Origin of the sequence: Rhizobium indicum (assembly GCF_005862305.2) — a bacterium.
Classification (GTDB): Bacteria; Pseudomonadota; Alphaproteobacteria; order Rhizobiales; family Rhizobiaceae; genus Rhizobium; species Rhizobium indicum.
The window spans coordinates 67,681-88,200 of sequence record NZ_CP054026.1; the positions used below are offsets into that span (position 1 = coordinate 67,681).

Here is a 20,520-nt window from a genome sequence, read left to right on the forward strand (position 1 = left end):
TATGATCTGTTAAGGCTCATCAGAGCGCTTTGATCTATCCCGAATGAGGACGCGAAAGGACGAATACACCACCGGCTAACCCGACCACAAGCTGCAGCAGGCCGAAAACCACCGATAGCGTTGCCGCGTCCGTTGTGCCTATGCCGAACACGGCAAGTGAAATGATCATACCACCCTCCCGGAGTCCCCATCCTCCAATGGAAATGGGAACCATCGCGATCAAGAGCACCGGCGGGAAAGCGGCTGCAGCCTGACCCCAATCGAGCGGGAGACCAAGGCCGAGAACGAGGATCTCCAGCGAGACGACGCTCAACCCGTGAATGGCGAGGGTCAATAGAAAGACGCCGACCATTCTTTGGTGGGTGACCAAAGCCCGCAACGCGTCGGTCAACGCATGCAGCTTTGCCGGAAAGAACCGGACGAATAAGTGGCGGCGCCAACTGAACACCAGGGCTGATGCGATAGAACCCGCAACGCCAAGCGCCGTGAGTTCTGTCAGATAGGGGATGGGAAAGTCGTGCCCGTAAACAGCGCGCAGGATGATCAGTCCGATCAGCGCAACGACCGCCAGTCCGAAAAGAGTAAGGATGCGGTCCATGACGACGCCTAGCGTGGCTTCTCCGATCGTCAGGCCATATTTGACGGCACCAAATATGCGAGCGGCATCACCTGGAATGGGACTTGGAAGAGCTTGATTGTAAAAGAGGCTTTGCATGAAGAGTTTCATGGCGCCCGATAGCTTCAGCCTTTGCCCTATCATGTCCGACAGAAGGCACCACCGCCACGCCGAAAGCAGAGCCTGCAGGAGCAGAAGCAAGATGCTGCCCCAGATGGTCGTCGCCGACAGGGTCTGGACGGCAGCCCACCCTTCCGAAAAATCTACCCTGCGCGCGATCCATATGACGAGGCCAAGCGCGACAGCTACTTTCAGAACCGGTATGCCGATGCGAAGCAACGCTGGGGAGGACGCAGTAGTCACGGTGTCCGACCCGCGTCAAAACGGTAGAGCGTCCAGCCGAACCGATCCGTCAATATCACCGAGGAACGGGGCATCATGTGCGCTATGACGCTGTTGGCCATCAGGATTTTGTCTTCTCCAAGGCGTTCGGCGAGGAACGCACTACCGGCATCGGGCGGGACTATGAAGTAGCCTATATGATTGTCCCTGATGAATGCGCCGACATCCGACCCGGGTGCAGGCAGCACGTGGCGTGGCAATTGCCAGCCGCCGTCGCGGCCGTCGTTGTAGGCCGTGGACAATAGTGTGTTAGCAGTGTCGAAAGGTTGAAAAACGGTCCGCAGGTCATGATCCGCGATGTAGCGGTACATGAAATAAGCTTTGCGGTGTCCCTCCAGATATCTTTCGACGCTTATCATCCCGAGCATGACGTCAAGCTGTTCCGCCTTGGCGGGATCCAGGTCGCCGCCGCCCACCCGGTGCCAGCGGGAAATCCAGAGTCCGCCGGCCAGCAAGCTGATGACCACCGGGCTAGCGACCATGCATGCTGGCGAAGAGACAATTTTCGCAAGTGGGGCTATCTGCGGCAGGACTCGCCGGTCGAGCCATTTATCCAGCCGCTCGCGAACCAGGGAGGCGCCGATAAACCCGGTGGAGAAGAAGAGCAGATAGGCTGGCGTTGCCCACCGTATGTGATTGAACATAACGGTGTACCATATCACAAACATTGTAGCGACAATCGCTGCCAGAAATGCGATGCGCCGGAAAGCCACTGCCAGACCGGCCAGTATCAAAGCAAGAGCGACGAAAGTGTTCGGCTTGCGAGCGAGGAACCATTCGTAAAGAATATAGAGGAAGTCGTGCCAACCTTGCAGAGATGCGAGGTTTGTCACGAAACGTCGGTTGGCAGGATCGAAAGCCCGGCCCAATTCCAGCGTGTAATCCGCCATCCAAGCGTCGGTGAGGCCCGGATGACCGAACAGGAAGGGATAGATCGGATTGCCGAGAATGATGAGATTTTTCGCATACCAATAGCCCGCGACGGCGAGAAATGCGCAGATGCATGACAGGAAGAGCGGCAGCGATACTCTTCCTTTGATGAGCGCCGGCATCAATGCCAGCCCTATAAGGCCAACCATTTGCAGTTCTGTATATTTTCCTCCGACCGCTCCCCCTAAGACGAGCGCACAATGAAAAAGCTCCGCCGGACGCCGGGTTTCCAAATAGCGCCACAGAAAAAGCACGGCTGCGACTGAGAAACACGAGCGGGCCAGATCCGTCATTGGTTCGCCGACGCTTCCCCTGAAGAAAGGGATGCTGAGGATCAGAGCTGCCACCAGGAAAAAACCGCATGCCCGCCAACGACTTGCGCAGCTTGAAAGCAGGAACAGAAATCCGAAGAAAATTGCGATATTCATGGTCGCCGCGCCGGTCCAGTGACCGCTGGCCATCATGACGAGCGCAAACAGCAGATTGAAGAAGAGTGGAATATTGCCGTAGAACGGATGGTCGATCTGCGGAGACACGAAGCCGGCGTGCTCGATGATGCTGTTCGCAAGCGGCACGTGGAAAACCCACACGTCGTCAATACCGGGCGGAAATAGGGCCAGAACGCTCCACGCATAGCAAAGTAAGATGCATGTGAGTGCTGCAAGCACCGGAAACGGATTTCCGATTTTCGTTTCAGCGGCGATTTTACGAAACAGCGAACCCAGGTCGCAAAGAACGGCAACGAGATCGCGACGGCGCCAGATCATCGAAACAGCCACGATAGGAAGAACGATTTCCCATCGTAGTCCGTGAAATGCGCCAAGGACGGTAGCCGCGCCGCCTGATATCGCCAGAGCCGGCAAAATACCGCTGAATAGAAAATCGAAACTATCTCGAAATGGCTGATCGCAACGTCGGTTGAGCCAAGCAACGAGACCCCTGTCCATCACGAGGCCCCATAATATTATGGAGAGAACCGTGCACCAGCCTACTATCATTATAGCCCTTTCGTGGCTCTTATCCCGCGAGAGGCGGCGCAGGCTTCTTGATTGGCAGCATGACCCCAAGCGCTCGTATCATGAGGCCTGAAATAAAGATCTGAAATGCTGTCGTGATAAGCCAGAGCCCGAAGATGGCCCAGTTCGTTTCGATACCAATCTCAGGCAGCACGTATCCATTCCCGACATAGGAATCGAAGAGTGGAAACGCCAACAAAACGCCTGCAAGAACAGCCACGACCGTTCCCCAAATCGTTGCGTTGTAGGGCAGGAGCCGCTCGAAACGAGGTTGCACGCGTCCGGAATAGTCGAAGATAACCCGGCCGATCGCGGCCGAAACCAGCATTGATTGACCAAGGACGGCCAGGGCCATGGCAAAAAGCATGGCGTTGGACGAGAACCGCACACCGGCAATAGACATAGGTCCAGCCAGCAGCGGCAGCATGATGATCAGGCCGAGGGCCAGAAGCAGGAAGCCCGGCCAGATGAGAAAGAAATCGAACCCGTAGACAAACATCGCCTGAAGATTACGCCAGCCTGCGCGCCACGGCTCCATCCAACCCCGCCGCTTCATGTGGCTGAGCCGTCCATCCGGATCTTTCAGGAAGTGGATCGGTACTTCGGTGGTCGGAAGCTCCATATGCACGGACTTCAACACCATTTCCGACGCATATTCCCAGCCTTGCGACCGAAGATCCATGCGCAGCAAGGCATCGACGCTGATGCCCCGCATGCCGCAATGGATGTCGGAAAAGCGGCTGGCAAACATCCGATTGAGAATCCACGTCGTCAGTGGCGTTCCGAAATAGCGATGCAGGGGCGGCATCGCATTGTCTTCGATCGAGCCCTTGAACCGCGAGCCCATCACGAAGTCGTAGCCCTTCCGAAAGGCCTCGATAAACGGCGCAATCTGCCGAAAGTCATAGGTGCAGTCCGCATCGCCCATGATGATGAACTTGCCGCGGACGAATGGAATGGCATCGATGTAAGCCCTGCCCAAACCGCGCTTCGGCGTCCGCAACACGCGGGCCCCCCTGTCGCGCGCGATTTCGGGTGTGCGATCGGTCGAACTGTCGACGATCAGGATCTCCACGGCGGCACCGCTTGCCGCGATACCCTCGCGGCACCAGTCGACGAAGGTTCCGATCGTCAATTCCTCGTTAAGAGACGGGACGAGGATCGTCACTTCAGGGTTGGCGACATCATCGTCGGGCGTAAGGAGCGACAATTCCGGATCGTGAATGCTGGGGAAATTCATGCGCGTGAAACGGCTCGTTAGGAAAGAGTGGGCGGGACAAGTCCGCAGGAAAAATCCAATACGGCATGGCAAATCGCCAGATGTGCGATCTCCACATAGCCATATTGATCGGAAGCCACATAAAAGTTCAGGTCACCGAGATCACGCAGCGGATTGCCCGGCGCGAATCCGCTCAAAGTCATGACGGCGCAGCCTTTTTCCCGGGCCGCGCGGGCGGCCTTGGTAATGCTTTCCGATCTCCCCGAACTGCTGATTGCCACCAGCAAGTCACCTTCGTTCGCGTGCATGGCGATTTGCGTAGAGAACACGTTCTCATATCCAAGATCGTTTGAGAGGCATGTCAGCGTCGCGCCGTCGTTCATCGCCATGGCGCGCAGCCCACCGTTTTTGGAATAGTCCGTCGCCATGTGGCTGGCGATTGCCGCGCTGCCGCCGTTGCCAATGAACATGATCTTCCGTCCGGCATCGTGCGTGGCGCGAGCCAGTTGCATGGACTCTGTCACCGCTGCTGCATAGCCCAGGCTCTCTCCGGCTGCCCGCGTAGCGGTTGTATTCACAAGAACATGGCGGAGAAATGTGAAGTAGCGATCCAGATCGCTGTTTGTCACACGAAGCTCCGAAGACCTGTTCTCGTTATGCGACATGCTCATTGAGCCCTCATATTTCACGCGACACGAGCGCCACCAATTGGGTTACATAGCGGAAGGCGATCGGTTTTCCAGCAACGGAAGATCGTTCCATCTACCGACGCCGAGATTAGCAGGGCGCTTAAATGGGAAATTTTCCCATTTGTCAATTGGTGCTTTTACAGATCCGAGCAATTGCTTCAGCTTTGAAACTGGCTGCGGCGCGGAGATGTCGGGCCTCGGTCGTGAAAGGTGCAGGCACGGGTTGGACGAATATATCGAACTCAAGTACCCGCCTTCGGTGATGGCGACAGCAGCATTAGCGTATTTATGAAGATCGTCGGAAATCTTATCCATCGTATTGTCCACGCACCCCAACTGCACAACATCGCTACCGCCGCATGGATCGATGGGAACGAGATGATGCCGCTTGCATGCTCCAATTGCAGGACAAAATTGGGGTCATCCCTGACTGCTAGGATTTGCGGAACATATTCCAAGCCGAGCATGCCATTGATGTTTCTGAGATCGCCGGGACTGACGGCAAAATCAGTGTAGGTCCCCGAGCGCGGGATACCAAATGGTGATGATACTCGCGATGACGCAAATCAGGCCGTATGTCCCGACGACCTAATACGCGCGAGCTCGGTGCGTCAGTTTTTATCCTACCCGCGCTGGCGAGATGACGACAGGCGCGGACCCTCAGTTCCCGACCGCTGCGATGATGCCGATCTCGACTGTGAATTCCGGTCCGGCGAGCCTTGCTTCGACTGTGGCGCGCGCCGGCGCATGACCCGAAGGCACCCAGGCGTCCCAGACGGCATTCATGTCTTCGAACCTAGACATATCGCTAAGCCAGATCGTCGCGCTGAGGATCCGTGTCGGATTGCTGCCTGCGCCTTCCAGAAGCCGGGTGATCCGCGCCAGGATGTTGGTCGTCTGTTCGCGGACGGAGGCGCCCGGCACATCGATGGCGACCTGGCCTGCGAGAAAGACAAAGCCGCCATAGGTCACGGCCTGGCTCATCCGCTTTCCGGTTTCGTAGCGTTCGATCTGCATGCTCAACCCCCTGAATTAATCTCTATGCGCAATCTTCTGACGTTCGGCACGCCGCTGCAGCCATTGAATCGTGGCAAGGAACAGCGTCGAAAACAGGATGAGGAGCGTGGCGACGGCGGCGATCGTCGGGCTCAGCGTTTCGCGCACGCCGCTCCACATCTGGCGCGGCAGCGTGCGCTCCTCTGAGCCGGCGATGAAGAGCGCAATCACCACTTCGTCGAACGACGTCACGAAGGCAAAGAGCGCGCCCGACGCCACCCCCGGCGCGATGACGGGCAGCATGATGCGCAATGTCGCTTCGACCGGGGCGGCGCCGAGACTGGATGCCGCCCGCATCAGATTGTGATCGAAGCTTGCGAGTGTCGCGGTCACGGTGATCACCACGAAGGGGGCGCCGATCGCCGTATGCGCCAGCACCAGCCCGGTCAGGCTGTTGAGCAGCCCGACCGCCGCGAAGGCATAATAGATACCGACCGCCGAAACGATGACCGGCACGATCATCGGCGAAATCAGAATGGCGGTCAGCGTTGCCCGCGCCGGGCAGGAGGGCCGGCTGAGGCCGATCGCGGCCAGCGTGCCGAGAAAGGTCGACAGAAGCGTGGCGAAGACGGCGACGATGATGCTGTTCTTCAGCGCTAGCTGCCAGACGTTGGAATCGAAGAACTCGCGATACCAGCGGAGCGACAGGCCGGGCATGGGATAGGTGAAGAACGGCTCGGCATTGAAGGAGAGCGGCACGATCGCCACGATCGGCGCGATCAGGAACAGGATTACGAGGCCGCCAGCCAGCCACAAGAGGATCGAAAACAGCCGCGGGAAAGAAAGGAAGTTCGTCATCAACCTATCCTCAGCCTGTCGATGCCGACAATGCGATTGTAGACGGCATAGAGGATCAGCACCGCCACCAGCAGAATCGTGCTCAAAGCCGCCGCCATGCCCCAGTTCGTGACCTGGTTGGAGTAATAGGCGATGAAATAGCTCACCATCTGGTCTCCCGGCCCGCCGACCAGAGCCGGCGTGATGTAGTAGCCAAGCGCCAGGATGAAGACGAGCAGCCCGCCGGCGCTAACACCAGGCATGCTCATCGGCAGGTATATGCGGAAGAAGGCCGACATCGGCGGTGCGCCAAGTGACGAGGCGGCACGCAGATAGACCGGAGGTATGCCCTTCATGACGCTGTAGATCGGCAGCAGCATGAAGGGCAGCAGAATATGGGTCATGGCGATCAGCACGCCGATGCGATTGTAGATCAGGTCGAGGGGATGTGCGGGGTCGATGAGGCCCAGCCAGATGAGCGCCGAGTTGATGACGCCGCGTCCCTGCAGCAGGACGACCCAGGCGCTGGTGCGGACCAGGAGAGAGGTCCAGAACGGCAGGAGCACCAGGATCAGCAGCGTATTGGCAACCGCCCCTTTCGACCGGGCGATCAGCGCGGCGAGGGGATAGCCGAGGAACAGGCAGATCACCGTGACCGAAGCGCTGACGACGAATGTGCGGATCAGCACATCGACATGCACTGCATTCTCCGCCGAGACCCTGCCGATGGCGCCTGAGGCGTCGCGCTCCAGGTCGAGCGAGGCGAGCAGGTAATAGTCGGTGAAGGGCGGCGACGCATTCTTGATGAGCGTCCAGTAGTGCGGCGTCTCCCACTTGGAATCGATGGCGACAAAAGCGGCCTTGTAGGGCGGCTTCGCGTTGCGGATCGTGCGCGCAGTTTTCAGCAGCATCGAGCGCATGCCCGTCTCGTAATAGTTGAGACGCTTGGCCACTTCGGCGATCTGGTCGCGCGGCGATTGCTTCAGATCGGTGGCAAAGGCAGCAAACAGCGCTTCGTCGGGCGGGGATTTTTCATCCCAGCCGGAAAGGGCCGACATCGTGTAGGGCAGGGCGGCGGAAGCCGCCCTGTTGTCGACCGCGCGTGTCAACAACAGAGCAATGGGCAGGACGAAAACGAGCAGCAGGAAGATCAACAGAGGCGCGACCAGGAGCAGCGCTCTCAGCTGCGCCTTGCTTTTCGCACTGCCGAGGCTTTTCACCCGCGTGCGGGCGGCAATCATAGAGCCGTCGCTTTCATTCATTGTCGCGATCACCATCGCTCATGCCTTCCTGCGGTAGAGAAGGGGGCGGACGGAGCCAGGGAGACACTCGCCCGCCCGAAGAGGTTACTGTGCGAGCCACTTGTTGAAGCGTTCGGTCAACTCTTCATCATGGTCGGCCCAGAACTCGGAGGAGACGACAAAGGCGGTCTTCGTGTTCTCAGGCGCGGTCGGCAGATCGACAAGAATATCCGCCGGAACCTTGGCGATGGCCGCTTTCAGGGTCGGGCCATAGGAAATATATTTGGACTGCTGCGCCATCACGTCGGGATTGACGGTGAAGGCGACGAATTTGTCCGCCAGTTCCTTGTTCTTCGAGCCTTTCGGCTCGGCCCAGAGATTGAAGTCCATTCCCTGGCCGTCCCAGACGATCTTGAAGTTCTTGCCGCTGTTCTTGACGGCATCGTAGATACGGCCGTTCCATGCCGTGGTCATCACGACTTCGCCGTCGGCGAGAAGCTGCGGCGGCTGTGCACCGGCCGTCCACCAGACCTTCACATCCTTCTTGATCGTGTCGAGCTTCTTGAAGGCGCGGTCGACGCCCTCCGGCGTCCCGAGCACGTCGTAGACCTCGGCGGGTTTGACGCCGTCGGCAATCAGCGCGAATTCCAGCGTGGTCTTCGGCGACTTGCGCAAGGCGCGCGGCCCGGGGAACTTGGTCGTATCGAACAGATCGGCCATGGTGGTCGGCCCGCCATTCGGGAACTTGGCGGCATCATAGGCATAGATGGTGCCGAAGACGATCGTCGCGACCGCACAATCCATCGCGGCGCCGTCGATGAAGGCGTCCTTGCCGCCAAGCTTCGAATAGTCGATCGGCTCAAGCCAGCCTTCGTCGCAGCCTTGCAGCGCATGGCTGGGTTCGACATCGACGACATCCCAAGTCACCTGGCCGGTTTCGACCATGCCCTTCAGCTTGGCGGTCGAGCCGTCCCATTCATCCTGGAGAATCTTGGTGCCGGTTTCCTTGGCGAAGGGCTTGAAAAAGGCCTCCTCCTGGCTCTTCGTATAGGCGCCGCCCCAGGATGTGACGGTCAGCGTATCCTCGGCAAATGCCGCTCCTGCGATGGCAAGAGTCATGACGGAACTGAGAAGCATGCAGTTTAAACGCATCATGGTGGTTCCCCTTTTTGTTGCTGCGTTTGCGAAAGAATGAGCGCCCGGTCAGGAGAGCGCGAGCGCGCGGCAATCCTCCGGCGCCCAGCCGATGACGGCAGTGGAGTCTAGCGATTGAACCGGAATGTCCTGAGCCGCGGCGACTTTGATGAAGATGTCGTCACAGCCGCAGGCCGAGACGCGCAACCTGACATGGTCGCCGTGATAGATGATTTCCTTGAGCGTCGCGGTGAACCGGTTGGGAATCTCCGCTGCGGGCGCCAGCTGAATCCGCTCGGGCCGCAAGACCAGCGTTGCCCGCGCGCCTTCCTTCAACCCCTCTCCGGCATGGCCGGTGATGATCGAACCATCGGGGGCGCGAATCCGGCAGACGGCATTTTCGATCACGACGACTTCGCCCGATATCGCATTGTTCTCGCCGATGAAGGTTGCGACGAAGGGGTTTGCCGGCGTCTCGTAAAGCTCATGCGGCGGCGCGATCTGCTGCAGGATGCCGTCATTGAACACGCCGATCCGATCCGACATGGTCAGCGCCTCGCTCTGGTCGTGGGTGACGTAGACGACGTTGATGCCGAGGCGGGCATGCAGGTGCTTGATCTCGAGCTGCATATGCTCGCGAAGCTGCTTGTCGAGCGCACCGAGCGGCTCGTCCATCAGCACCAGCTGCGGCTCGAAGACGAGGGCGCGGGCAAGCGCGATGCGCTGTTGCTGTCCGCCGGAAAGCTGGTTGGGCCGCCGCATTTCGAAGCTCGCCATGCGCACCATGTCGAGCGCGCGGCGCACCCGCTCGGTGATCTCAGCCTTGCCGAGCCGGCGCATTTTCAGCGGGAAGGCGACATTCTCGCCGACGGTCATGTGCGGGAAGAGCGCGTAATTCTGGAACACGACACCAATATTGCGGCGATGCGGCGGGACACTGTCGATCCTGTTGTCGGCAAGGGTGATCGTCCCGTCGGTCGGCGCCTCGAAACCGGCCAGCATCATCAGCGTCGTGGTCTTGCCGGATCCGGACGGACCGAGAAGGGTCAGAAATTCCCCTTTGGCGACGTCGAGGTCCAGGCCGCGCACGACATAGCTGACGCCATCATAGGATTTACGCACACCTTCGAAAGCAATGAAGCGCTCGCTCATGAAGTCCTCCTGTTTGCATCGGCGGGTCCCTGCCTCTTTGTCTCGATGCTGAGTTATATTGTCTCGGTCTACTTCGGCTTGTCAAGCCACACAAATAATTTTGTGTGGTAGTGGCGGCAGGCTCTCGAAAACATTGGGAAAGCGTGGTATGTCGCACGAAAGCGAGCTGAATCGCAGCGCCTCGGGGATTGATGTGTGCGTCCGGCTTATGGAATTTACGCCGCTGTTACGGGAATTGTATGTCTGAAAGATCGGAAGTGACCCGGACAAATCAGGAGCGGGAAATGCGGATACCCGCCTATCTGGAGCTCGCAAGCGAGCTCGAGGCGAAGATCCGCTCGGGCGCCTTGCCTCCCGGCAGTCAGCTCCCGCCGCAGCGCGACCTGGCGCGAGAGCGGTCGCTCAACGTCTCCACCGTCACGCGCGCCTACCGCGAATTGCAAAACCTCAACCTTGTAATGGGCAGCACCCGGCGCGGCACGATCGTCATCGGCGACGGCGCCATGCCGCGGGTTGACCGGGCAGCGAGCCCGACCGGTGTCATAGACCTGACGGTCAACCGGCCGGCCGTCGACGATTTCCAACAGCGCCTCGCCCAATCCCTGCCGGACCTTTCATCGGACCGGCGCTTCCGCCAGATGCAGGAGTATCAGCCGCCGGAAGGTCCTGCCTGGGCGCGCCACGCCGCGCGAAAATGGATATCGCTCAACGGCTTCGATCCGTCCGAAGACGATATCGTCGTCACCAGTGGTGCCCAGCATGCTTTACTGGCGGTGATCAGCAGCCTGATAGAGCCCGGCGACACCATCGTCTGCGATAGGCTGACCTACTACGGCCTGATCGCGCTTGCCCAGATGTTCCGCTTCCGCATCATCGGCATCGGAAGTGACGATCAGGGGATGTCGGCGGCGGAGCTCGACGATATCTGCCGCCGGGAGAGCGTGCGCGCCGTCTTCACGGTTCCCTCGATGCACAATCCGACCGTCGTCACCATGAGCGAGGCTCGCCGGCGGGAATTGGTCGACGTCGCGGAGAAGCACGATCTCGTCATCATCGAGGACGATGTCTATGGACCGATGCTCGGGACCCGCGCAAGCGCCCTGATCACGCTTGCTCCAACCAGAACCTACCATATATCGGCACTCTCCAAGGCGCTGGCGCCGGGTCTGCGCGTCGGCTATCTCTTGTGCCCGCCCGGCCGGGCGCTGCTGTCTGCCGAGGCGGTCCGCACAACCGCCTGGATGCCCTCTCCGCTACCGCTGCTGCTTGCGACCCGCTGGCTGGAAGACGGCACGGCCGAAGCGATCCTGAAGGCCCAGCTTGCGGAGCTGCGCGCGCGCCATGCGATCGTCACGACGATCCTTGCCGGCCATTCGTTCTCCGCCGATCCGCGCTGCATGTTTTTATGGCTGAGGTTGCCGGCCCCTTGGCGATGCGAGGATTTTGCCGCCAATCTGCGTGCCCATGGCGTTGCCGTCATGGCCGCCACCGCCTTTGCCTGTGACCGCCAGCCGGTCGAGCATGCCGTTCGCGTCAATGTCGGCTGCGCATCGTCGCGGGACGAACTTGCAACGGCGCTACGCATCATCGCCGCCACGCTGAACGATCGTCCCCGCGCTCTGGCGGGCCTGGTCTAGCCGATGAACAAGCCGTTGCCGGAGCTTCAGCCCTTGCCCGACGCCGAGCGTCGGCATGTGGCCGTTGTCGGTGCAGGACTGGTCGGCCTCTGTTCGGCCCTCTGGCTGCAAAGAATGGGGCATCGGATCACGATTGTCGATCCGGCGCCGCCCTTGGGCGATACATCCTACAGGCAGGCCTGTTCCTATGGGAACGCCTGCACCTTTGCCCCGCACGGCGTCGTTCCCGTCGCGACGTCAGGCGTCATCTGGCGAGTGCCTGGCATGCTACTCAATCCCCTCGGTCCGCTGGCGATCGTCTGGAGATACCTGCCGCAACTGGTCCCGTGGCTGCGCGCCTTCCTGGCATCGAGCACGAAAGCCGAGGTCGAGCGGATCGCCGGCACCCTGGCGGTGCTGCTTTCCCACGCCGATGCTGCCTGGCAACCGCTTGTGACGCAGGCAGGCGCCGAACGGCTGAAGCGGCATGACGGCTGCCTGTATCTCTACAAGAGCGAAGCGCAATTCCGGGCGGCTGACGCCGAGAACGGGCTGCGTGAACGCCATGGCGTCGCCATGGACCGGCTGGACCGAGCCGATATCCAGGGTATGGAGCCCAATCTTGCGCCGCTGTACCACAAGGGCGTGCTGTTCCGTGACGCCTATGTGTTTTCCAGCCCCAGGCAACTCGCTTTCGCGCTCGCCCAGGCTGTTATAAGCGGCGGCGGGGAGATCGTCCGCGGCGAGGTCTCGGCCATTGAGCCGTGTGACAATGGCATCTGCCTGCGGATCGCGGACAAGCAAATCCTGACGGACCACGCCCTCGTGGCCGCCGGCGCCCATTCGCGCAAGCTGACCGCATCGACAGGCGATCGTGTCCTGCTCGACACCGAGCGCGGTTATCACGTCTTGTTCCCGCAAGCGGGCCATCTGCTGTCGCGCCCGGTCTGCTATCCCGAACACGGCTTCTACATGGTGCCGATGGCAGATGGATTGCGCGCGGCCGGAACCGTCGAACTCGGCGGGCTTGCCGCTCCGTTGAACCCCAAACGGACCGCGATGATCCGTGACGGCGTGAAAATGCTCCTGCCGGCGGCCGGACAGGGCAGCGACGAGTGGTTGGGTTTTCGCCCGTCCATGCCGGATTCACTTCCGGTGATCGGCAGATCCCGGCACTTGCCCCGCGTCACCTACGCCTTCGGCCACGGCCATCTCGGCCTGACGCTGTCGGCTCTGACCGGCTATCTCGTTTCCCAGCTGGTCGCGGGACAGACCCCGGCTGTCGATCTGACGCCCCTGCGTCCCGACCGGTTCTAAACCGGGTGCATAGAAGGCGGCTCATGCGTCGGCGCTCTTTTCTTCGGTTGGACTGAGCCACACACGAACAGGCATGTGAAGGCAAAGTCCCTATCACTCGAACCTTGAATGTAAGGAAAAATTCCATTACTTTTGTATTGGTTTAAAGTAGGAGATTTTCCATGGCTTCCCTTGCCGTCACAATGAAAGGGCAAATCACGCTGAGACGGGACTTGCTGACGCACCTTGGGGTCAAACCGGGGGAGCGGATCGAATTCGACAAGCTGCCTGGGGGCGAGCTGCGGGTAAAGGCCGCTCGTCCAACGGGGACAATCGACGATTTTATTGGTCGGCATGCTGGCAAGACGAAAAAGCCGTTGACCATCGAAGAGATGAACGAAATCGCGGCTTCGGGCTGGGCCGGAGAGGAGTGAAAGTCTCAGTCGATACCAACATTCTTGTTCGGGCAGTCCTGCAGGATGATGCTGAGCAGGGGAGGGCAGCGGCAAAACTTCTCAAGGAAGCATCGCTGATCGCGGTTTCCCTGTCGAGCTTGTGTGAACTGGTCTGGATACTGCGTCGAGGAGCCAGGCTATCAAAGGAAGATGTTTCACAGACGATCCACGATCTACTCAACGCGGGCAATGTGGCAATGAACCGCCCTGCGGTCGAAGCAGGACTGGCCATGCTGGAGGCGGGTGGCGATTTCGCGGATGGTGTGATTGCCCATGAAGGAGCATGGCTTGGCGGCGAGAGCTTCGTGTCTTTCGACAAGCAGGCGGTCGAACTGGTAATTCGCCAAGGCCAACCCGCGCGTCTTCTCGCCTGACACTCCACAGGCTTATCAGCGAGATGTTGGCCCGGGCGCTTTTCGTCTGATGCTGATCGGGCCGATGCCGAACGGCGTGCGCTCGCCTCAGAACCGATGTTCCGCTCCTTCGACCGGATTTGCCCAGACCGTCATTCCAGGCGCAAACGGCGTCTCGCCTTCGGCGCGCACCACCATCTCGCCGAGTTCGGGAACGTCGAGGTAGAGGATCGCGTCAGCGCCAAGCCGCTCGAGATGCCGAATCCTGCCCTGCCATTGCCCGGCACTTTCCGAAAGCCTGATATGCTCAGGGCGGATGCCATAGGTCGTGCAGTTCAATCGCCGCGCTATCTCGCCGCCATAGAGGTTCATCTTCGGGCTGCCGATGAAGCCGGCGACGAATGGTGTCGCGGGATTGCGGTAGAGTTCCATTGGACTGCCGATCTGTTCGACCGCGCCGCCCTTCAGGACAACGATCTTATCCGCCATCGTCATGGCTTCGACTTGGTCGTGGGTGACATAGATCATCGTCGATTTCAGGCGGGCGTGCAGATCGGCGATCTCAAGGCGCATCTGGGCTCTGAGCGAAGCGTCCAGATTGGATAGTGGCTCGTCGAACAGGAAGACCTTGGGATCGCGGATGATCGCGCGGCCGATGGCGACGCGCTGCCTCTGGCCGCCGGAGAGTGCCTTCGGCTTTCTCTCCAGCAACTGGGTGAGCTGCAGGGTTTCAGCCGTCGCCGCAACCTTGGCGGCGATTTCCGCCTTTGGGCGGCGGGCGAGTGAAAGGCCGAAGCCGATATTCTCTGCCACGGTCATGTGTGGGTAAAGCGCGTAGCTCTGGAATACCATGGCAATGCCGCGCTCCGAGGGTTCGGCATAGGTCACGTCCTTGCCGCCGATGGTCAGCGCGCCTGACGTCGTTTCCTCCAGGCCGGCGATGATCCGCAGCAGCGTCGACTTTCCGCATCCAGACGGGCCGACGAAAACGACGAACTCGCCGGAGGCAACCTCCAGATCGATCCCCTTGATGACTTCGAGGGCGCCAAAGCTCTTGCGAACCTGTTTGAGAGTGAGCTCAGCCATTCTGCTACCCTTTGACTGCGCCGGCCGTCATGCCCGCGACGATCTGCCGGTTGAAGAAGATGAAGACGATCAGCGGCGGGATCGTCACGAGGAGGATGTTCATGAACAGGAGATTGTACTGGCTCGTGTACATGCTCTGGAAGTTATAGAGCGTCAGCTGCACCGTCACGTTCTCCTTGCCTGGAAGATAGTAGAGCGGGTTGGTGAAATCGTTGAAGATCGCGATCGACTGGACGACGATGTTGGTGACGGTCACCGGCTTCAAAAGCGGCAGGATCACCCTGAAGAAAATCTGCCGCGGCTTGGCGCCGTCGATCAGCGCCGCCTCGTCGAGGTCGCGTGGTATGGTCGAAATGAACGACCGGTAGAGCAATGTCGAGAAAGAGAGATTATAGGCGACCTGGATCAGGATCATCCCGGTCATGGTCTTGAAGAGACCGATCTCCTGCAAGAGGCCGATGGTGGGCACGACGGCTGGCGGCATCATCAGACCCATGAACAGGGCAATGGAGGCCACCTTGTTCCAGACGGTCTTGCGACGCTGCATCACATATCCGACCATCGCCGACAGCAGGATCAGGATCGTGACGGAGGCCACGGTGATCAGCGTGGAGTTGAAATAGGCGAGTGCGAGCTGGTAGTCGCGCGCCTTGAAGACGGCGATCAGATTATCCCAGAACAGCCAATACTCGGGCAATTCGAAATCGAGGCGAGAGGCTTCGGATTTCGATTTGACCGCCTGGAGAGCGACGAAAACGAAGGGCATGACGAAGATGACGGCCGCCACCGCAAGGGCTATCGCGCCGGTCACGTAAGGGCGGACGCTCCTCATTCCTCGACCTCGCGCCGGTTGAACCACAGGGTGAATGGCAGGATGATTACGGCGATCAGCGCAAACAGGATAACGTTTCCGGCCGTCGACAGGCCGTAGAAACCCGCCTGGTACTGTTTGTAGATGACCGAGGCGATCACATCGGAGGAGAAACCAGGCCCGCCGCGGGTCATCGCCCATATCAGGTCAAAGGATCGAAGCCCGCCGATCAGCGACAATGTCACTACGATGACAGTGGCGGGACGCACGAGCGGCAGGGTGATCCGGAAAAATTGCTGGAGACGCGTGGCGCCGTCAATCCTCGCGGCCTCATAATAATCGGGGCGGATCGCGGCAAGCCCGGCGATGAAGATCAAGGTGGCGAGGCCGACACCCTTCCAGACGTCGACCAAAGCCACCGAAAAAAGCGCCAGCGCCGGATTGGTGAGCCATCCAGGTCCCGGAATGCCGAGCGTTTCGAGCGTGACATTGATGATGCCCCTGGTCGGATGCATCATCACCGTGAAGGTGATGCCGATGCCGATCGTCGAGACCAGGACGGGAAAGAAGACCAGCGTGCGCAGGAAGCCGCGGGCGAAGATATTGCTGGTCAGCAGCACGGCAAGCAGCAGCCCGCAGACCGTCTTCAGGCCGCAGGTCGTCACCGCGTAGATCAGTGTGTTGACGAGCCCCTTGACTAGGAAGGGTTCGGAAAAGAATTGCCGGAAGTTCTCGAGTCCGATGAATTCAGCCGTCGAAAGGTCCCATCGCGTCAGGCTGAACCAGAGTGACGAGACCGTGGGAACCAGAAACAGCACGCCGTAGATGATTGCGGCCGGAATGAAAAACCACAGCGGGTAGGGCGATTTGCGCGAGCGGGGGCGTGTCTCTGTCATGACTACCTCTTCGATCGGGTGGAACCTCGCCCCTCGGAGCGAGGTCAACTAGCCCGATAGACCGCTACCAGTTGGGCAGGCCGAGTTGCTTGGCCTGTTTGCGCACATCGTCGTCATAGAGTTTTGCCGCGTCGGCAGGCTGGCGAATACCGGAGCCAACCTCGACGGTGATCTGCTCGAGAGCCGGCCCCTTGACCGGCGAAACAAATTCCAGCGCCGGGGTCGTCTTGTCCTTGGCCTCGAAATAGGGAAGCATGTCCTTCACCGCGGGCGGTACGTCGGCAGGCAAACCGCAGCCGTCGATCAAGGGAGGCCCTTGCACGGTGTTGGTTTCCACCATGATCTTGCAGCCTTCGGCGCTTCCTGCGAAATCCACGAATTTCTTCGCTTCCTCTGCGTGCTGACTGGTAAGGGGAATGTAGAGGGCGGGCGGCATCCAGACCGTCAGGCCATTCGTCGCCGCGTCGTCGCTCGGCTGCGCGAAGAAACCGACATCTGCGAGGTTCTCGGGATAATTCTGCTTGAGCGCGCCGATTGCGAAGCTCAGCATTGGATAATGCGCTGCCTCGCCCGTTGCCACCATTCTGAGGCCATCGTCATAGCTTGCCGCGCCGAAATCCTCGTTCATCAGGCCAGCGTCGTGAACGTCCTTCAGCCGTTCGAAGCCTTTCATGGCCGCCGGCGTCTCTGCGTATTTCGCCTTGTTGGCAGTGTAGTCGGCGGCGAAGTTCGGCACGGCGGCATGGAGGTTGTAATAGTCCGCCAGAACGAATAACTGCGAGGTCCAGGTATCGCGATAGGTCTGCGCCACGGCGACCTTGCCTGATGCCTTGACCTTTGCGTTGTTCGCCATGAAGTCCGCCCATGTCTTAGGGACTGACAGGCCGAGGTCCTGGTAGATTTTCCTGTTGTAGAGGATGCCCCCCGCCATCGCCGTGCCGAAGGGAACACCGTAGAGCTTGCCGTCGGCGCGGACGACCGACTTGAAGCCTTCGTCCACCTTCGCCTGCGACGCAAGACCGCTCAGATCGACAAGCGTCTGCGCGGGTTTCAGCGCCTGGAGCAGCGAGCCGGAATTATAGAGAAACACGTCGGACATCTCGCCCGTCGCCAGGCGCGTCTTGATGATGTTGTCACCCTCGCCACCTCCTGCCCGCGGCTCGATTTCGATCGTCACGTCAGGCGCCTTTGTCTGATAGGCGGCAACCAGTGCCTCGGCCGCCGCGACCGTGTCCGGGTTATTGTCGATCAGGAATGACAGCGTGGTTTCTGCATGCGACGGACCGGCCGCGACCAGCGCCAAAAGCGCGGACGCGCCCGCAAGAATGAGCTTTATCCGATGTGTCATGACGTTCCTCCTCTGAACGGTGTGACGTGTATGCTCCTCAGGAAGTGGGTAGGGAAAAGACCAGTCGGTGCGTCCCAGAGGGAAGAATGGCTTCCTCGACAACAGGCTCTCCGTTGAGCGACGGGTTTTGATGCCGTTTTCCGGGCCGGAACCGGCCGATGCAGCCCTCCGGAAGGGTCAGCACATAGGTGACCTTGTTGCCGTCGCACTGCCAGCCGGCCTCGATGCGCCCCTGGCTGATATCATGATGGGCCGATACCGGCGAAAGCGACGGAATCGGCGCCGGATCGACGATCACCTCGGCAAATCCGGGTGCGCTCGGGTTCGGCGAAATTCCGGCGACGCTTTCGAACAGCCATTGGCAGACAGCGCCATAGGCATAATGGTTGTAGCTGTTCATGTCGGGTTCGTAGATGGTGCCGTCAGGCGCCATGGAATCCCAGCGCTCCCAGATCGTCGTCGCCCCTTTTGACACCTGGTAGAGCCAGCCCGGCACATCCTCCTGCAAGAAGACCTTTTCTGCCAGATCGTCCATGCCGAGCTTCGTCAGCGCCGGCAGCAGGGCGGGCGTGCCGATGAAACCGGTGCCGATCTTGTAGTCGGCATCGATGATCACCTGCCGGAAATGCTGCTGTGCAGCTTGCCTGTGCTCTGCCGGTATCAGGTTGTGAAGGAAGGCCAGGGCGTAGGATGTCTGGTCGTTGTGGGCAAGCCGTCCCGCGGGCGTGATGAACTCGTTGGAAAATGTCAGCCGGATCTCGTTTGCGCGCTGTTTCATCTTTTCTTCAAGGGCATGCTCGCCGAGAGTGGCTGCGATCCTTGCCAGAAGGTCGGTCGAGATGAAGTGATAGAGCGTGGCCGCGCAGTCGTCGGCGATCGTCGGACGAGGCTTCCTGTTGTCGCCGACCGGCTGCAGCCAGTCGCCGAAGGTGAAACCTCGGTCGCCCCAACGCGAGGGCGGACGCACGAGCGGACCATCCGAGATTGACCAGACGAAATCGACCCAGCGCACCATCGAATCCAGGCACTCCGACAGAACGGCCCGGTCGCCGTAATGGGTATAGAGTACCCAGGGGATGACGACGATCGCGTCGCCCCAGCCGGTCGAGCCGGCATAGCCCGGGAAATTGGCCGGATGCAAGCGCGTCGGATCCGGCGAAAAATGTGAGACGGCGCCATCCTCGCGCTGATCGGCCATCACATCGCGCAGATACTTCCTTAGGAAGGATTGGCTGTCGCTCAGCCAGCATGCGGTTGCGGCAAAGACCTGGGCGTCGCCCGTCCAGCCCAGGCGTTCGTCGCGCTGCGGGCAATCGGTCGGCACTTCGACGAAATTGGCGCGCTGCGACCAGATGGTATTTTCGACGAGGCGATTGACCAGTGCATTGCCAGAGGTGAAACCGCCGGCAGGCTCGGGCACCGACGAGATCGGGATGGACGCGATTACAAGAATCTTCGCATCGCCCTTGATCGTCACCCTGGCATAACGGAAGCCGTGGAAGGTGAAATGCGGCGCGTAGGTCTCGTCGCCGTCTCCCCGCAGCGTGTAGACGGTATGTGCGGCGGCCGTGCGATAGTTGCGATTGTCGAAATGACGGTTGGGACCGAGAACTTCCGAATGCTCCACCCGGACTTCGGCACCGGCAGTGCCCCGGACCGTATATCTGATGTAGCCGCCGGCATTCTGGCCGAAATCATAGATCTTCCTGCCCTCATCGTCGGTCCAGTTTTCGACCGCGGCGAGTGGCCGCATCTCGCGCACCGCAGCAGTTTCATGCGCGACGAGCAGCTCTCTGTCGAAGGGCAATCTCTCGGTGCCGTGGGTCTCGACGTAGTTTTCCTGGCGGGCGTCGTAGACTTCGCCGAAATAGATCCCTGACTTCAGGATCGGCAGAACACCGCTTCGCCATGTGGTGTCGGTGGAAAGAACGGTGCCATCAGCTCCGATCAGATCCGCAATGGCGCCGATCCTGTCGCCCCAGCAATTCGGGATCGCCTGGGCGCCCCACATCAAAGGCGATCGGTACCATCCGTCGGCAAGCCAGATCTCGATGCGGTTGAGGCCCGGCTTGAGCAGGTTCGAGATGTCGTATCGCTGATAGGCAAGGCGATCGTCGTAGTTCGTCCAACCTGGGGTCAACAGGTCGCTGCCGACGCGAACGCCGTTGATGAAGCAGCGGTAGAGGCCAAGTGCGGAGATAAAGAGCTCGACGGGAAGCTTGGCGCCATCATGTTCGAAAGTCTTGGAGACGAAGCTTGCGGCCGTTCCCTGACCGCCATCCGATAGCGGCGCGATCATGTCCCCAGACCAGACGCGCGAAACGAGGTTGCCGCTGATGGCTGCCGGCTGAAAGTTCATCAAGTCCTCCCGACGATTTGTAGAACGTTCTCCATATAACGTTCTACATTTTCTTCGGAAGCGCAATA

Annotated in this window: 20 protein-coding genes; 4 read left to right on the forward strand and 16 right to left on the reverse strand. The window is 60.0% G+C overall.

Features of this window, described 5'->3' with window-relative positions; translation table 11 throughout:
* Nucleotides 1-34: 34 nt before the first annotated feature.
* The 11 genes from FFM53_RS35140 to FFM53_RS35190 form a co-directional block, all read right to left on the reverse strand.
* Nucleotides 35-979: a lysylphosphatidylglycerol synthase transmembrane domain-containing protein gene (locus FFM53_RS35140; RefSeq protein WP_138390214.1), complete on the reverse strand. Its 945-nt coding sequence runs from the start codon at nucleotides 977-979 to the stop codon at nucleotides 35-37.
* Nucleotides 976-2,946, reverse strand: coding sequence for a hypothetical protein (locus FFM53_RS35145; RefSeq protein WP_138390215.1), 1,971 nt, complete (start codon nucleotides 2,944-2,946; stop codon nucleotides 976-978). Before FFM53_RS35145 ends, FFM53_RS35140 begins: the two co-directional genes overlap by 4 nt.
* A 19-nt stretch (nucleotides 2,947-2,965) precedes the next feature.
* Nucleotides 2,966-4,204 (reverse strand): glycosyltransferase family 2 protein, encoded by a 1,239-nt coding sequence (locus FFM53_RS35150; RefSeq protein ID WP_138390216.1) that lies wholly within the window; start codon nucleotides 4,202-4,204, stop codon nucleotides 2,966-2,968.
* Nucleotides 4,205-4,221: 17 nt separating this feature from the next.
* Complete coding sequence (locus FFM53_RS35155; protein WP_138390295.1) at nucleotides 4,222-4,848, reverse strand: SIS domain-containing protein; 627 nt, start codon at nucleotides 4,846-4,848, stop codon at nucleotides 4,222-4,224.
* Between the two features lie 48 nt (nucleotides 4,849-4,896).
* Nucleotides 4,897-5,187 (reverse strand): hypothetical protein, encoded by a 291-nt coding sequence (locus FFM53_RS35160; protein WP_138390217.1) that lies wholly within the window; start codon nucleotides 5,185-5,187, stop codon nucleotides 4,897-4,899.
* A complete protein-coding gene (locus tag FFM53_RS36770) occupies nucleotides 5,115-5,339 on the reverse strand; it encodes a phosphatase PAP2 family protein (RefSeq protein WP_246413417.1) in 225 nt (74 codons plus the stop codon). Before FFM53_RS36770 ends, FFM53_RS35160 begins: the two co-directional genes overlap by 73 nt.
* Nucleotides 5,340-5,532: 193 nt before the next feature.
* Complete coding sequence (locus FFM53_RS35170) at nucleotides 5,533-5,889, reverse strand: RidA family protein (protein WP_138390218.1); 357 nt, start codon at nucleotides 5,887-5,889, stop codon at nucleotides 5,533-5,535.
* 15 nt (nucleotides 5,890-5,904) lie between these two features.
* On the reverse strand, nucleotides 5,905-6,726 hold the full coding sequence (locus FFM53_RS35175) for an ABC transporter permease (protein WP_017958323.1): 822 nt from the start codon (nucleotides 6,724-6,726) through the stop codon (nucleotides 5,905-5,907).
* The gene (locus tag FFM53_RS35180; RefSeq protein WP_138390219.1) at nucleotides 6,726-7,982 is read right to left on the reverse strand and encodes an ABC transporter permease; all 1,257 of its coding nucleotides are present in this window, start codon (nucleotides 7,980-7,982) and stop codon (nucleotides 6,726-6,728) included. Before FFM53_RS35180 ends, FFM53_RS35175 begins: the two co-directional genes overlap by 1 nt.
* Nucleotides 7,983-8,051: 69 nt before the next feature.
* Nucleotides 8,052-9,101: an ABC transporter substrate-binding protein gene (locus FFM53_RS35185; protein WP_138390220.1), complete on the reverse strand. Its 1,050-nt coding sequence runs from the start codon at nucleotides 9,099-9,101 to the stop codon at nucleotides 8,052-8,054.
* Between the two features lie 48 nt (nucleotides 9,102-9,149).
* Nucleotides 9,150-10,232, reverse strand: coding sequence for an ABC transporter ATP-binding protein (locus FFM53_RS35190; RefSeq protein ID WP_138390221.1), 1,083 nt, complete (start codon nucleotides 10,230-10,232; stop codon nucleotides 9,150-9,152).
* Nucleotides 10,233-10,471: 239 nt separating this feature from the next.
* Here FFM53_RS35190 and FFM53_RS35195 point away from each other — a divergent pair, with 239 nt between their 5' ends.
* From FFM53_RS35195 to FFM53_RS35210, 4 genes are all read left to right on the forward strand, one after another.
* A complete protein-coding gene (locus FFM53_RS35195) occupies nucleotides 10,472-11,869 on the forward strand; it encodes an aminotransferase-like domain-containing protein (RefSeq protein WP_138390223.1) in 1,398 nt (465 codons plus the stop codon).
* A 3-nt stretch (nucleotides 11,870-11,872) separates the two neighbouring features.
* Complete coding sequence (locus FFM53_RS35200; RefSeq protein WP_138390225.1) at nucleotides 11,873-13,165, forward strand: NAD(P)/FAD-dependent oxidoreductase; 1,293 nt, start codon at nucleotides 11,873-11,875, stop codon at nucleotides 13,163-13,165.
* 161 nt (nucleotides 13,166-13,326) lie between these two features.
* Nucleotides 13,327-13,578, forward strand: coding sequence for an AbrB/MazE/SpoVT family DNA-binding domain-containing protein (locus tag FFM53_RS35205; protein WP_128411101.1), 252 nt, complete (start codon nucleotides 13,327-13,329; stop codon nucleotides 13,576-13,578).
* Nucleotides 13,575-13,973: a type II toxin-antitoxin system VapC family toxin gene (locus tag FFM53_RS35210; RefSeq protein WP_138390227.1), complete on the forward strand. Its 399-nt coding sequence runs from the start codon at nucleotides 13,575-13,577 to the stop codon at nucleotides 13,971-13,973. The genes FFM53_RS35205 and FFM53_RS35210 overlap by 4 nt, the downstream gene beginning before the upstream one ends.
* 87 nt (nucleotides 13,974-14,060) lie before the next feature.
* Here FFM53_RS35210 and FFM53_RS35215 read toward each other — a convergent pair whose 3' ends face one another.
* The 5 genes from FFM53_RS35215 to FFM53_RS35235 form a co-directional block, all read right to left on the reverse strand.
* Complete coding sequence (locus FFM53_RS35215; protein ID WP_138390229.1) at nucleotides 14,061-15,038, reverse strand: ABC transporter ATP-binding protein; 978 nt, start codon at nucleotides 15,036-15,038, stop codon at nucleotides 14,061-14,063.
* A 4-nt stretch (nucleotides 15,039-15,042) separates the two neighbouring features.
* Nucleotides 15,043-15,870 (reverse strand): carbohydrate ABC transporter permease, encoded by an 828-nt coding sequence (locus tag FFM53_RS35220; RefSeq protein WP_138390231.1) that lies wholly within the window; start codon nucleotides 15,868-15,870, stop codon nucleotides 15,043-15,045.
* Nucleotides 15,867-16,745 carry a carbohydrate ABC transporter permease gene (locus tag FFM53_RS35225; protein ID WP_138390233.1) on the reverse strand — a complete coding sequence of 293 codons (879 nt, stop codon included), beginning with the start codon at nucleotides 16,743-16,745 and terminating at the stop codon, nucleotides 15,867-15,869. The genes FFM53_RS35220 and FFM53_RS35225 overlap by 4 nt, the downstream gene beginning before the upstream one ends.
* A 64-nt stretch (nucleotides 16,746-16,809) precedes the next feature.
* A complete protein-coding gene (locus tag FFM53_RS35230) occupies nucleotides 16,810-18,093 on the reverse strand; it encodes an ABC transporter substrate-binding protein (RefSeq protein WP_138390235.1) in 1,284 nt (427 codons plus the stop codon).
* Nucleotides 18,094-18,130: 37 nt separating this feature from the next.
* Nucleotides 18,131-20,452 carry an alpha-L-rhamnosidase gene (locus FFM53_RS35235; RefSeq protein ID WP_138390237.1) on the reverse strand — a complete coding sequence of 774 codons (2,322 nt, stop codon included), beginning with the start codon at nucleotides 20,450-20,452 and terminating at the stop codon, nucleotides 18,131-18,133.
* Nucleotides 20,453-20,520: the final 68 nt, after the last annotated feature.